The following is a 12701-nucleotide window of genomic DNA, read 5'->3' on the forward strand; positions in this document are numbered from 1 at the left end:
TTAAACTATTTTTTCTATAAATACTTTAAATACTAAGTCTTTTCCTGCTAAAGGATGATTATAATCAACTGTTACTTCCTCTTTTGTAACATCAGTTACAGTTGCTTTAAATATAGAACCATCTTGTGCTTCACCTTCTAAAACCATTCCTATTTGTAAATCAATTCCCTCAAACTCTCCAACTGGAACTTTTTCATTTAAAGTTTCATCATAAGGTCCATACGCCTTATCACTTAGAACTGTTACTGTTCTTGTTTCACCTTCATTTATATCTGTAATTAATTCTTCAAAACCAGGTAATAATTGTCCTGAACCAAAGGCAAATGTCATTGGCTTTTCACCCATATTGCTTTCGATAATTCTATCATCAACTTTTAATTCAAATGTCATAGTTACTAATTGATCTTTTTTGATAGCCATTTATATTCCTTATTTAAAATGCATAACTATATCAAAAAAAAATTTATTGTAAATAAAACAAATAAAAATAATCTGATACTATTTAAATATATAATAGTATTAAAATTTATACATACAAATTATAAATAATATTTGCTTTTAGTAATTTTTATAAGTATGTATAACTAATAATATATTATCGATTTTACAAATGCCATATAAGAATAAAAATTTTTCTTTTTAAGCAAAGCAATTTAATAACAACTAGTATATAAATATTTTTAACCTATATAAATATTATACATAGAGTTTTTTACTAGTAGTTCTTTCATTATATATTAAGGTATATAGCGGTAGTATTTTCTAAACGTTATATACTTGAATATATAAGGAAAGATATGAATATATCATCAAACCTAACCCTAGAACTATTTAATCAGCCTTTTTTATTAGAAAAAAGAATAGAGCTACTTCTAGCAATAAAAGAACACGGTTCTATCTCAAAAGCTGCAAAAGCTGTACCAATGAGCTATAAAGCTGCATGGGATGCAATAGATAGTATGAATAACCTATCTTCAACAGCTTTAGTATCAAAAGAAACAGGTGGAAAAGGTGGAGGTGGTACTGCTCTTACTTCTTATGGAGAAAGTATTATCAACACTTATTTATTTTTAAAAGAAGAACAATCAAGATTTATAAATAAGTTAAATGAGTTAACAAATATTGATACAGGAACATTTAAAACAATAGGAAGACTTGCTATGCAAATAAGTGCTAGAAATCAAATAATTGGAAAAGTAGATAAAATCGTCTCAAATGAAGTAAATGCAAATATCATCATCGTTCCTAAAAGTGGACATGAACTCTTTGCTAATATTGCATACGAAGCACTTGTGTCTTTGAATATAAAAAAAGGTGATGAAGTTACAGCAATATTTAACTCAAATAATATATTACTTTCTACCAGTGAAGATATAGTAATTAGTGCAAGAAATAGAATAAAAGGTACTATTAAGTCAATTACTAAGAATTCTACAAATAGTGAAGTTATTATTGATATAAGTGAAAATGAAACTATAACTTCTATTATTACAACAGGTGCTGTTAAAAACTTAAATCTTGAAGTTGGTAAAACAGTATATGCATATATAAAATCAAATGATATTATGGTAGGAAAATAAAATGAAAAAAATACTTACAACAATGGCACTATTATCTTGCGTAAGTTATGCGCAAACTTTAAATATTGCAGTTGCGGCAAATGTATCTTATGCAATTAATGATTTAAAAAAAGCCTTTAATAAAAAGCAAAGTGATACAAAAATAAATATTACATTAGGAAGTAGTGGTAAACTAACTGCTCAAATAAAAAATAAAGCACCCTATGATATTTTTATGTCTGCAAATATGAAATATCCACAAAATTTATATGAAAATGGCCTTACAATAAATAAACCAATAGTTTATGCTAAAGGCTCTTTAGCCTTATTTAGTAAAGAAAAACAAAACTTTGAAAAAGGCTTAGATATTCTAAAAAATAAAAACATAAAAATCATAGCTATAGCAAACCCAAAAACAGCACCTTATGGAGAAGCTGCATTTGAGGCACTAAATAATGCCAAAATGCTAGATAATGTAAAAAACAAATTTGTATATGGGGAATCAATTTCTCAAACACTATCATATACTTTTACAGCAGCAAATATAGGACTTATTGCGAAATCAATGCTTTATAGCCCTAAAATGTCAAACTATAAACAGGGTATAAACTATACAGATATTGATACTAAACTTTATACTCCTATCAAACAAGGTGTAGTTATTTTAAAAAGAGCAAAAGAAAAAAATGAAGCAAAAGTCTTTTATGATTTTCTACAATCAAAAGAAGCAAAAACTATTTTAGAAAAATATGGATATATAGTAAAATAAGGTATTGTATATGATAAAAGCAACTATAAAAAACATACAAAGTCAAAAAAGTATACATATTGTAGAATTTGATTTTAATGGTGTAACTTTAAAAATGATGAGTTTAGAACTTAGTAATAAGATAAAAATAGGAACAAAAGTATCTTTAAGTATAAAATCAACTCAAATTACAATAGCAAAAAATATTACAGGAATGTTAAGTTGTAGCAACAAAATCCGTGCAAAAATAAACCATGTAGATAATGGTGAACTATTAAGTTGTATTTTACTTGATATAAATGGTGTTTTACTAGAATCAATTATTACAGCTAGTGCTTCAAAACAAATGGTTTTACAAAAAGATGATGAGGTTCATGTTTTTATTAAAGCTAGTGAGATATCAATATTGGAGATATTAGATGTTTGAATTATTATCAAATTTAAATTTAACTCCTTTTTTTATCTCTTTTAAATTAGCTTTTATTACAACTGCTATTTTGTTTATAATCGCTCTGCCCTTATCTTGGTGGCTTAGTCAAACAAAATCCAAAATAAAACCTCTTATTGAAGCATTTAGTGCTTTACCTATAGTTTTACCTCCTTCTGTTATTGGATTTTATTTGTTATGGGCTTTATCTTCAAACTCTTTTATTGGTCAGTTCTTTGAAGAAACTTTTGGAATACAATTGGTTTTTAATTTTACAGGTTTAGTAATAGCTAGTTGTTTTTATAGCCTGCCTTTTATGGTTCAGCCTTTACAAAGTGGCTTTGAAAACCTTAATAAAAACATGATTGAAGCTAGTTATATAAGTGGAAAAAGTAAATTAAGAACACTTATAAAAGTAGCTTTGCCAAATATAAAACCCTCACTTCTTACTGCACTAATAGTAACTTTTGCTCATACAGTAGGAGAATTTGGAGTTGTTTTAATGATAGGTGGAAGTATTCCAGGTGAGACAAAAGTTGCATCTGTAGCAATATATGAATTTGTTGAAATACTAGATTATAATATGGCACATGTTTATAGTGCTATTATGTTAATACTTAGCTTCTTAGTACTTTTAGGAGTATATATTTTTAATAATAAACATAAAAAGAGTTTTATATAAATAAGTTTTTGTTTATGTTATTATTTAAAGTTAAATTAAAAGAATTGATTAGATTATAAGTACTCCCCTAACAGATTAGGGCTTCCTGAATTCAGGTTAGTTGAAAAAGAAGTATATAGCAAATAAAAATATGTGTCAAGAAGGAGAGAAATGGAATTAGTTTATGTATTAAATATACAACAAAAAAATGTTGAGAATCTTAACTTATGTTTTTCTAATGAATATGCATTAGAACCTATACAAAAAAGAAAAGATAACTCAAATTTTAGTTTATTTAATAAAAATATAAAATTAAATGTCATTGCAGGTGAAAATGGTAGTGGGAAATCTGCAATATTAGAACATATATATAACTTCTCAAATATGTCTTATTTTTATGAAGAAAAAGAAAATAATTCAACTCATGGAGGTTCAGATTTTATTGTGTTTAAGAAAGATACTAACCTTTATTTAAAAGGTGATAAATATGGAATATATGATACTATGTTTAACAATGAATTAGAACTAAAAATTCATGATGAAACACTAAACTGTAGCTTAATTAGTCATAACAATGAAGTATTAAACACAGATTCCCTCCCAGAAATTAACAATTTTTTCAAAACTCTAAAAGTTTTATTAAAGAAATTTGATATATTAGAATATTTTGACGAAAAATTTATATTTAAAAATCTCAAAATTAGTTTTAAAAGAGAAGATATTAATCAATTTAACTCAAAAAAAATTGAAGGAATTAAATTTTTTGATAATCTAAAAGAAAAAATAAAAGTTCTAATAGAAAATAATGTTGAAGAAATCACTTATAGAGAAAAAAATAGTAACTATAATAAAAAAACAATGTTTACAACTAAAAATATAGAGTTTGAATTAAAAATAACTTATTTTATAAATTATTTAGGTAGTCTACAAGGCAGATTTCAAGATAATTCAGCTATTGAATTTTTAAATTCACATCAAAATTTCTTTGATGAATTAACCTTTGAAAACATGTTTGATCTAATAATCTCATTTAATGAAAAAATTAATGAACAAGATATTTTTCATACAAGTTATGAGGAAGAAATACTTTCAATAAAACTACTTATTGAAAATTTGTCTAAGTTATACAAAAAAAATTCAAACAAATTTACAATGCAAAGTCAATGTATTTATTATAATGAATTCTTTATAGATTATGAAACAAGTGTGCAGTTAAATTTTAAAGAAGATAGTTCTGTAATATTACCTATTTTAGAAGAATTAAAAAAAATAGAATATTCTGATTTTTTTGAATTAATAAATTTTGACTTACTAAGCTATGATAATAATACTTCTTTTTCTAGTTTATCATCTGGAGAAAAATCATTAATTAACAAATTCATGCTTATTTTCTATGAAATTATATTTAACTATTCAGAAATTATTTTACTTGATGAACCTGATACTTTACTTCATCCAAATTGGTCTAAAGTGTTTATTAAAAAACTTTTAAAAATTTTAGAAAATGATTCTACTCTTAAAACTTATAATATTCATATTATCTTGACAACACACTCGCCTTTTCTTTTATCAGATATTCCAAAAGAAAATATAATCTTTTTAAAAAACGGGAAGCAAGAATATCCATTCAAAGATAATCAACAAACTTTCGGAGCAAATATACATACCCTACTTTCCCATGGTTTCTTTATGGAAGATGGACTCATGGGAGAATACGCAAAAGAGAAAATAAATGAAGTTATTCAAATATTAAAGAAAGATAGCTTATCTTCTGATGAAATTAAAACTTGTAAAGATATTATCTCAATAATTGGTGAGCCAATTTTACAAAAGACCTTACAAAGTCAATTAGATATAAAACTTTACCCAAAAGAAACTCAATTAGAAAAACTTGAAAGAGAACAAAGAGAAATTCAAGCAAAAATAGATGAGCTAAAGAAAAAAAATGAAACAGATTGATTTATCTATAGTAAATGATGATTTTTTAGAAAGCTACTATGATTCTATAAATATAGAAAATATAAAAGACAAGCTTAATGATAGAAAATATAAAAAAATCACTGATAATTTAGAACTTCTAATAAAAGCCGATTTAAGTGAAATTAAAAGCAAACTAAATTTATGTGATAGCTATTCATTTGAAGAGAAAAAAGAAATCAAAAATGCTTTTAACTATTCAAACCATAGACAAAATGAAAAATTTATGGAGTATTTTAAAAAGCTAGATATAAAAAGTTGCCCTTTTTGTAACAACAACTATGTGTACTTTTATAAAAAAGATAGTGATAAGTACAATACGATAGCAACATTAGAACACTACTATCCAAAATCAAAGTACCCTCATCTGTCTTTATCTTTTTATAACCTTATTCCCTCATGTAATACTTGTAATAGCAAGTTCAAAGGTAATGATAGTCATGAAGGAAATATACTTCATCCATATTTTGAAGATTTTAATGAAAAAGTCAAGTTCTCTATAGACGTAAATGCACTTCCAGTAGATAAAGATATAGAATTAGAAGTTAATCTTCACACTGATGATACTCGAAGTGTAAAAACTATCGATAGGTTCCAATTAAAAGAAGTTTATTCAGAACATAATGATATAGCAAAAGAGATATGGAATAAAGCACAGGTTTACAATGAATCAAGAATTGAAGAGTTATATGAAAGCTTTTTCAAGAACTTAAACTATACAAAAGAAGATGTTAAAAATATGGCCTTTTGTAACTATTTGAATAAAGATGACATAAATAAAAGAAATCATAGTAAATTAACACAAGATATATTAAAACAATTTGATTTAATAAAAGAGAAGATATGATAAAAATAGATATAAACAAAGAACTTCATGGTCAAATAGGAAAAATAAACCTTGATATTGATGTTCAGATACAAAAAGGTGATTTTATTGCTCTTACAGGTAAAAGTGGGAGTGGGAAAACTACCCTTCTTAGAGTTTTAGCAGGTTTAGAAAGTGCAAAAGGAAATATTTGTGTAGATGATAAAACTTGGCTTGATGATAAAAGTGCTTTAAGTATCCAAAAAAGAAATATAGGTTTTGTATTTCAAGATTATGCACTCTTTGAGAATATGACTGTTTTAGAAAATCTTTTATATGTAAAAAAAGACAAAAGCTTAGCATTAAAACTTTTAAAGATGACAGATTTACAAAAACTAGAAAATAGACATCCCAAAAGTTTGAGTGGTGGACAAAAACAAAGAGTTAGTATTTGTAGAGCGATGATGAATAAACCAACTCTTTTATTACTTGATGAACCATTATCAGCATTAGACCCCAAGATGAGGGATAAACTACAAACTGAAATCTTAGCTTTACATAATGAGTTTAAAACTACAACTATTATGGTTAGTCATGATCCACGAGAAATTTATAAACTATCAAATAGAGTTATAGTTTTAGAAGATGGAAAAATTACAAATGATGGTTTAGCAAAAGATATACTTTTAAAAACTCAAGGTTCACAAAAGTTTTCTTTTGAAGGAGAAATTCTTGATATTATAAAAGTAGATGTTGTGCATATAGCTATTGTAAGTATAGGACAACAGTTAGTTGAAGTAGTTTTAAGCAATATAGAAGCCAAAGACTTAAAGATTGGTTCGCGTATAAATGTTGGGACTAAAGCATTTGCTCCTATAATTAAATAGTTAAAGATTAAGAAAGAGTACTTATTTTATAACCTAGACCATAAATGTTCTCTACTTTTAAGCTAGGTACTTTTTTTCTTAATCTTGAGATTATATTTTTTAAATTTGAAATATCTGGTTGTTTATCTTCATCATCTTTCCATAAAAAAAACATTATTTCTTCATTTGAAGAAGTTTTTTCTGGTGTTTTTAAAAGTAACTCAAAAAATAAATACTCTTTTTTTGTAAGTTTAACAGCTTGATTTTCTAAAAAAAGTTGTTTTTTGTTTTTATCCCAAATCAAAGTTTCTGCTAGATGTATAATATTTTTGGGAATACTTTGTTCTTCATTATCTTTTGAATTCATATAAATATCTTTTGATACTTTATATATTATTTCTGTAAAATTTTCAAACTGAATAGGTTTTAATATAAATTGAGATATGCCAATATTCACTAAATCCATTAAATATTCAGATTCATTATGTGCAGATAAAACTATTAAAGGTTGTTTATGATTTTCATTATAAATTAGTTTTGTCAATTCTATACCATCCATATTTGGCATTTCAATATCTGTAATAACTAAATCAAAATATTTATTGTTTTGTTTATAAAAATCTATATATTTTTCAAAACCTTCCTTCCCATCTTTTGCTGTAATAATTTTCTTTTGAAATATATCTTCTAAAAGCTCTCTTGTTGATTTTCTAATGGAGTCATCATCTTCAACAAATAATACATTGATATTTTCTGTATATTTTTCTAAAAAAATATAATCAATCATAAAGATTTCCTTATCATAATGAAATAATAGATGTATTATAATAATATTTACATTAAAAGGATTTATATATGGGAAAAACTAGCTCTATTTCTTTAGAACTAAAACATATTTTAGATAATACAATTGAAGGAATACTAATAATAGAAAATGGGTTTATAAAAAATGTAAATAAATCTTTAGTAAAAATACTAAACTATGAAAATGAAAATGAACTTATTGGCAATTTAGCAACAGGAATACTAATTCCAACTTCAAACAAGAAATATTTAAAATATAATAGTAGAACTTTCCAAGAAATTGCCCTTTTATCTAAAACGGGCACAATTATTCCTGCTATCATAAAAATAAGAACTATCATTCTACATGAAAAAGAATGTAAAATGGTATCTGTTTTAGATATGAGTGAAATTAAAAAAAAAGAAGAAATGTTAATAGAACAGTCAAGATTAGCTGCGATGGGTGAAATGATATCTGTTATTGCACATCAATGGAGACAGCCTTTAAATGCAGTAGCAAGTATAACTACAAGATTAAAAATGAAAGTAAAAATGAATAAGCTTGATAAAGAGTTTGTAGAGAAAAAAGCCGATGAAATAAGTGATTATTTACAGTATATGTCTAAGACAATTGATGACTTTAGAGACTATTTTAAACCTCAAAAAGCACAAAGTTTAGTTACAAGTCAAGAATTAATTCATGATACAATGAGAATTTTAAGAACATCTTTTGAAAATCAAAATATATCTATAGTTATTGAAAATAAAAAATGTGTTCCTTTGTATTTACATAAAAATGAGATGATACAAGTCATAATTAATATATTAAATAATTCAAAAGATGCTTTTATTCATAGAGAAATAGAAAATGCAACTATCAATATATCTTTTGATGAAAAAGAAAATTATCAAGCAATTTTGATTAAAGATAATGCAGGTGGAATAAAAAATGATATTATATCAAAAATATTTACACCTTATTTCACTACAAAAAAAAGTAAAAATGGTACAGGATTAGGATTATATATTTGTAAAAGTATTCTTGAAAAACATTCAAATGGTAAAATTGATGTAGAAAATACTGAAGATGGTGTATTATTTAAAATAATATTTTTTAAATAATACACACAATTTATAATGTATTTATAATATATCCTCTATTTGAAGAGTTCTTTATAAAAGATTCATTTGTTTTTTCTCTTATATGTTTTACAATATTTCTTAAAGTATATTTAGAAAAGTTTTTATTTTTCCAAACAATTTTTTCTATACTTTCATAAGTAACTAACTCATCTTTTCTTTCAATAAGTAGTTTAATTAAACTTTTTTCTGTTCTTGTAAGCTTCACAATCTTTTTATCATAAAAAAGCTCATCTCTTGAAATATCAAAATAAAAACCTTTATCAAATTCAAGTCTTTGATTCTGGGTTTGGTAGTTTAAAAATAAACTTATATTTAAAGTTAACTGCTTCTCATCTATTGGTTCATAAAATACTGAATATACATTTGAGCCTTTGTAAATAATTTGATTTTCATCAAATTCACTCTCTAGTAAAATTGTAGGAATATTTAATCTATAAGAAAATTTTGATTCAAATAACTTTATAAAATCTTTTATTCGTTTACTTCTATTATCAAATACAATCAAATCAAAAGTTGAAATTTGTTCACAGAAGAATTCAAAATCTTCAACTTCATAAAATGACATTTTATATAAATTATCTTTATTACAAAATGTCATATCTTTCATAAATTTACTATTACTATTTATTATTAATACTGATTTAAGTCTTATGTTTGTAGTTGCATTTATAAAAATATTACTCATTTAAACACCTTTTTATAGTACTTTACATCAAATTAAAGTAATGATGCTTACTAACATATCATTTAGTTATTAAATAAAATCTTAAATCTAGTAATTTAATGATAATTAGTCTATAAATTCTACAATATCTTCTAATTTTTCCCTTTGTTGAGTAGATTGTTCATTTATTCTATAACCAAAAGGTAAAACCATTGATGTTTGATATTTACTTGTATCTAATTCTAAAATTTTGTCAAGTTTATCTTTTTCAAACCCTTCTATAGGACAAGAATCAATACCAATACTAGCTGCAGCTGTCATCATATTACCTGCTGCTATATAAGTTTGTCGTGCTGTCCAATTATATATATTTTCATCAGATGACAATGTTTGTTTCAAATGATCTGAATAAAGATTTAAATAAAAGTTCAGTTTTTCTTCTGGCATTTCTCTTCTTCCAAATTTCCTTTTTGGAATTCCTGACTCAGGTTTAACACCCTCAATTGCTGCTAAAATAATCACTAAATGAGAACAAGATGTAATTTGTACTTGATCCCAACAAGCAGGTCTAATTTTTGCTTTAAAATCTTCATTTGTGATAACTAAAAACTTCCAAGGCTCCATACCAAAAGAAGAAGGAGATTTACGAGCGACTTCTAATATAAAATTGATATCATCATTTGAAATTTTTTTTGTTTCATCAAAAATCTTACAAGCATGTCTAAAATCCATAGCTTCCATAAAAGTTTTTTCCATCTTTAAATCCTTATATCTAGTTTTTTTAATTTGTCTATATTTAAACTTTCAAGTTTATCTTCTAAAGCATTTACAAATGAGATAAAATGTTCTTTTTTCTCATGATTTGATAAAGCCTCTTGATTTGCCCATGTTTCAACAAAAGTAAATGAGTACTTATCTTCTGTATCCTGGTGTAAATCATATTGAATACAACCATCATCAAACTTGTGTGTATTTGAATGAAGTTTAACCAACTCTTGATAAACTTCATCTAAAAACTCTTCTTTTACTTTTAACTTAGCAACTATTACAACTTGACTCATAATATTAAGCCTTAAAATTATTCTCTAAAATATTTGTAAACTTAGATAACTCTGCATCTAAATCTAAATCACCCTTGAAAATATCATGCACTGCATAACTCTCTAGTGGAGTCATTCCACAAAATTGGAAGATTTTATGAACTGCAACATGAGCTTCATCTAAAGATAAACCATCAAAGAAACCTTTTTCATTATCAAATTCAGAAACTGGACAGTTATAAGTTAAAGATAACATATACTTACCATTTAATAATCCACCACTTCCATAAGTTTTTGAAGCATCTTCTCTACTTCTTCCATCACTTGAGTAATGAACTCCTTGAGTTAAAACTTCATCAAAATATTTTTTTGCAATCCAAGGCATACTCATCCAATATACTGGATATTGGAAAATCACATAATCTGCCCAAACTAACTTTTCTGCCTCTTCTTTTATATCATAACCCTTTTCGATATGAGTAGTCTTTACAGTAAAACCTTTTTCTTCTAAAAGTTTTGTAGCTGTATTGATATAAGTAGCAGTAAGCTCCCCTTTTGCAACTACATCATAATGTTGGTGTCCATTTATAATCAAAACATTTTTCATTGAAAATCCTTGTTTAATTTTGAAAATTATATACCTTATAAACTTAATTTTAACTTACTTTACTTTAGGTAAGTAATAGAATTAAATATAATTTATGATATAATAACAATTAGAAAGGATTTATTTTATGTATATAGTAAATGATAAAGAATATAAGTGCTCAGTTGCAGTAACTTTAGATATTTTTAATGATAGATGGAAACTATCTATTATATGGCACTTATTAGAAGAAAATAAAAGATTTAAAGATTTACACGAAAGTATCCCTGAAATTACTCAGAAAACTTTAACTGTAAAATTAAAAGAATTAGAAGAAAAAAATATAATAAATAGAGAAGTATTTCCAGAAGTTCCTCCAAAGGTAGTTTACTCTTTAACTCCTGCAGGGAAAAGATTAAGACCCGTACTAAAAGAGATGTATGAATGGGGGATTTCTTATGCTAAAGAGCATGGTGAAATCACAGATGATGGTGCCTGTTGTGAAGTAGCTGTATCAAAAAAAATTGGCTTTAAAAAATAATGGGTAACTTTGCATTAATTGCAATTGCTATTCTTGCTGGTTATATCTTACAAAAATTTAAGATATTTCCAGAAGAAACCTCAAATATATTAAATAAATATATTATTTATATTCCCCTTCCAGCAATAATATTACTTCAAGTTCCAAAACTTACATTTTCATTTGATGTATTAATACCTACAATCATTGCATGGTTAGTTATGGGAATATCCGCAATTATTGTTTTGTTATTTTCAAAAGTTTTATCTTGGTCAAAAGAAGTTACGGGAAGTTTACTTTTAGTAGCAATTTTAACAAATAGTTCAATAATGGGTATTCCTATTATTGAGTTATATTTAGGTTCTCAAGCCTTACCTTATGTTCTGATATATGATCAATTGGGTACATTTTTAGCCTTAGCTGCTTATGGTACTTTTGTTACAGCATATTATAGTTCAAGTGGGAATATTCATCCAAAAGTAATAGTTATAAAAATAATAACTTTTCCATCATTTATAGCTTTGATGTTTGCACTTTTACTACTTGGGCAAGAGTTTCATCCTCTAATTACTGAAGTTTTAACTAAATTTGCTAATACTTTAGTTCCTGTTGCACTTGTTGCAGTTGGTTTACAACTTCAATTTAAATTACCAAAAAATGATTTACAACCACTTAGTATTGCTTTACTTATAAAACTAATTTTAGCACCACTTATAGCCTATGCTATTTGTCTTTTATTTGATTGGTATAATCTTGCAGGTATCACTTCAATTTTTGAAGCAGGAATGGCTCCAATGATTACAGCAGGAGCAATAGCTTCAATGGCAGGATTAGCTCCAAGATTAAGTACAGCCATAGTTGGATATGGAATTATTTTTTCATTTTTAACAACATATATTATAAGTATACTTATATAATTAAA

At 25.5% G+C, this 12701-nt stretch carries 16 protein-coding genes; 10 read left to right on the forward strand and 6 right to left on the reverse strand.

Features of this window, described 5'->3' with window-relative positions; translation table 11 throughout:
• Positions 1–420 (reverse strand): FKBP-type peptidyl-prolyl cis-trans isomerase, encoded by a 420-nt coding sequence (locus tag ACH5BH_RS02745; RefSeq protein WP_423297360.1) that lies wholly within the window; start codon positions 418–420, stop codon positions 1–3.
• A 377-nt stretch (positions 421–797) separates the two neighbouring features.
• On the opposite strand from ACH5BH_RS02745, the gene ACH5BH_RS02750 reads away from it, so the two are divergent.
• The 7 genes from ACH5BH_RS02750 (at position 798) to ACH5BH_RS02780 (ending at position 7064) form a co-directional block, all read left to right on the forward strand.
• Positions 798–1580, forward strand: a complete 783-nt coding sequence (locus tag ACH5BH_RS02750; RefSeq protein WP_423297361.1) for a TOBE domain-containing protein — start codon at positions 798–800, stop codon at positions 1578–1580.
• 1 nt (position 1581) lies between these two features.
• A complete protein-coding gene (gene modA, locus ACH5BH_RS02755) occupies positions 1582–2328 on the forward strand; it encodes a molybdate ABC transporter substrate-binding protein (RefSeq protein ID WP_423297362.1) in 747 nt (248 codons plus the stop codon).
• A gap of 10 nt (positions 2329–2338) precedes the next feature.
• Entirely contained in the window at positions 2339–2734 is a 396-nt protein-coding gene (locus ACH5BH_RS02760; RefSeq protein WP_423297363.1) for a TOBE domain-containing protein, read from the forward strand.
• Positions 2727–3416: a molybdate ABC transporter permease subunit gene (gene modB, locus ACH5BH_RS02765; RefSeq protein ID WP_423297364.1), complete on the forward strand. Its 690-nt coding sequence runs from the start codon at positions 2727–2729 to the stop codon at positions 3414–3416. The genes ACH5BH_RS02760 and modB overlap by 8 nt, the downstream gene beginning before the upstream one ends.
• Positions 3417–3566: 150 nt before the next feature.
• Positions 3567–5354 carry an AAA family ATPase gene (locus ACH5BH_RS02770; RefSeq protein WP_423297365.1) on the forward strand — a complete coding sequence of 596 codons (1788 nt, stop codon included), beginning with the start codon at positions 3567–3569 and terminating at the stop codon, positions 5352–5354.
• On the forward strand, positions 5341–6219 hold the full coding sequence (locus ACH5BH_RS02775) for a hypothetical protein (protein ID WP_423297366.1): 879 nt from the start codon (positions 5341–5343) through the stop codon (positions 6217–6219). The genes ACH5BH_RS02770 and ACH5BH_RS02775 overlap by 14 nt, the downstream gene beginning before the upstream one ends.
• Positions 6216–7064, forward strand: coding sequence for an ABC transporter ATP-binding protein (locus ACH5BH_RS02780; protein WP_423297367.1), 849 nt, complete (start codon positions 6216–6218; stop codon positions 7062–7064). Before ACH5BH_RS02775 ends, ACH5BH_RS02780 begins: the two co-directional genes overlap by 4 nt.
• 7 nt (positions 7065–7071) lie before the next feature.
• On the opposite strand, the gene ACH5BH_RS02785 is transcribed toward ACH5BH_RS02780, so the two are convergent.
• Positions 7072–7830 (reverse strand): response regulator transcription factor, encoded by a 759-nt coding sequence (locus tag ACH5BH_RS02785; protein ID WP_423297368.1) that lies wholly within the window; start codon positions 7828–7830, stop codon positions 7072–7074.
• Positions 7831–7898: 68 nt separating this feature from the next.
• Here ACH5BH_RS02785 and ACH5BH_RS02790 point away from each other — a divergent pair, with 68 nt between their 5' ends.
• Positions 7899–8948 (forward strand): PAS domain-containing sensor histidine kinase, encoded by a 1050-nt coding sequence (locus ACH5BH_RS02790; RefSeq protein ID WP_423297369.1) that lies wholly within the window; start codon positions 7899–7901, stop codon positions 8946–8948.
• A gap of 10 nt (positions 8949–8958) precedes the next feature.
• Here ACH5BH_RS02790 and ACH5BH_RS02795 read toward each other — a convergent pair whose 3' ends face one another.
• The 4 genes from ACH5BH_RS02795 to ACH5BH_RS02810 all read right to left on the reverse strand — a co-directional run bounded on the left by ACH5BH_RS02795 (position 8959) and on the right by ACH5BH_RS02810 (position 11280).
• Positions 8959–9654, reverse strand: coding sequence for a winged helix-turn-helix domain-containing protein (locus tag ACH5BH_RS02795; RefSeq protein ID WP_423297370.1), 696 nt, complete (start codon positions 9652–9654; stop codon positions 8959–8961).
• 105 nt (positions 9655–9759) lie between these two features.
• Positions 9760–10389 (reverse strand): NAD(P)H-dependent oxidoreductase, encoded by a 630-nt coding sequence (locus ACH5BH_RS02800; protein WP_423297371.1) that lies wholly within the window; start codon positions 10387–10389, stop codon positions 9760–9762.
• 2 nt (positions 10390–10391) lie between these two features.
• On the reverse strand, positions 10392–10694 hold the full coding sequence (locus ACH5BH_RS02805) for a putative quinol monooxygenase (RefSeq protein WP_423297372.1): 303 nt from the start codon (positions 10692–10694) through the stop codon (positions 10392–10394).
• Between the two features lie 4 nt (positions 10695–10698).
• Positions 10699–11280, reverse strand: a complete 582-nt coding sequence (locus ACH5BH_RS02810) for an NAD(P)H-dependent oxidoreductase (protein WP_404303940.1) — start codon at positions 11278–11280, stop codon at positions 10699–10701.
• Between the two features lie 127 nt (positions 11281–11407).
• Here ACH5BH_RS02810 and ACH5BH_RS02815 point away from each other — a divergent pair, with 127 nt between their 5' ends.
• Both ACH5BH_RS02815 and ACH5BH_RS02820 read left to right on the forward strand, forming a co-directional pair.
• Complete coding sequence (locus ACH5BH_RS02815; protein WP_404303938.1) at positions 11408–11800, forward strand: winged helix-turn-helix transcriptional regulator; 393 nt, start codon at positions 11408–11410, stop codon at positions 11798–11800.
• Entirely contained in the window at positions 11800–12696 is an 897-nt protein-coding gene (locus ACH5BH_RS02820; RefSeq protein ID WP_423297373.1) for an AEC family transporter, read from the forward strand. The genes ACH5BH_RS02815 and ACH5BH_RS02820 overlap by 1 nt, the downstream gene beginning before the upstream one ends.
• Positions 12697–12701: the final 5 nt, after the last annotated feature.

The organism is Arcobacter rhizosphaerae (assembly GCF_049472155.1).
Lineage (GTDB): Bacteria > Campylobacterota > Campylobacteria > Campylobacterales > Arcobacteraceae > Arcobacter_B.

Excerpts from the sequence above, each read along its gene's own strand:
- ACH5BH_RS02815 (WP_404303938.1), top strand. The coding sequence starts at position 11,408 with ATGTATATAGTAAATGATAAAGAATATAAGTGCTCAGTTGCAGTAACT.
- ACH5BH_RS02820 (WP_423297373.1), top strand. The coding sequence starts at position 11,800 with ATGGGTAACTTTGCATTAATTGCAATTGCTATTCTTGCTGGTTATATC.
- ACH5BH_RS02805 (WP_423297372.1), bottom strand. The coding sequence starts at position 10,694 with ATGAGTCAAGTTGTAATAGTTGCTAAGTTAAAAGTAAAAGAAGAGTTT.
- ACH5BH_RS02800 (WP_423297371.1), bottom strand. The coding sequence starts at position 10,389 with ATGGAAAAAACTTTTATGGAAGCTATGGATTTTAGACATGCTTGTAAG.
- ACH5BH_RS02745 (WP_423297360.1), bottom strand. The coding sequence starts at position 420 with ATGGCTATCAAAAAAGATCAATTAGTAACTATGACATTTGAATTAAAA.
- ACH5BH_RS02750 (WP_423297361.1), top strand. The coding sequence starts at position 798 with ATGAATATATCATCAAACCTAACCCTAGAACTATTTAATCAGCCTTTT.
- modA (WP_423297362.1), top strand. The coding sequence starts at position 1,582 with ATGAAAAAAATACTTACAACAATGGCACTATTATCTTGCGTAAGTTAT.
- modB (WP_423297364.1), top strand. The coding sequence starts at position 2,727 with ATGTTTGAATTATTATCAAATTTAAATTTAACTCCTTTTTTTATCTCT.
- ACH5BH_RS02785 (WP_423297368.1), bottom strand. The coding sequence starts at position 7,830 with ATGATTGATTATATTTTTTTAGAAAAATATACAGAAAATATCAATGTA.
- ACH5BH_RS02810 (WP_404303940.1), bottom strand. The coding sequence starts at position 11,280 with ATGAAAAATGTTTTGATTATAAATGGACACCAACATTATGATGTAGTT.
- ACH5BH_RS02795 (WP_423297370.1), bottom strand. The coding sequence starts at position 9,654 with ATGAGTAATATTTTTATAAATGCAACTACAAACATAAGACTTAAATCA.
- ACH5BH_RS02770 (WP_423297365.1), top strand. The coding sequence starts at position 3,567 with ATGGAATTAGTTTATGTATTAAATATACAACAAAAAAATGTTGAGAAT.
- ACH5BH_RS02760 (WP_423297363.1), top strand. The coding sequence starts at position 2,339 with ATGATAAAAGCAACTATAAAAAACATACAAAGTCAAAAAAGTATACAT.
- ACH5BH_RS02775 (WP_423297366.1), top strand. The coding sequence starts at position 5,341 with ATGAAACAGATTGATTTATCTATAGTAAATGATGATTTTTTAGAAAGC.
- ACH5BH_RS02790 (WP_423297369.1), top strand. The coding sequence starts at position 7,899 with ATGGGAAAAACTAGCTCTATTTCTTTAGAACTAAAACATATTTTAGAT.
- ACH5BH_RS02780 (WP_423297367.1), top strand. The coding sequence starts at position 6,216 with ATGATAAAAATAGATATAAACAAAGAACTTCATGGTCAAATAGGAAAA.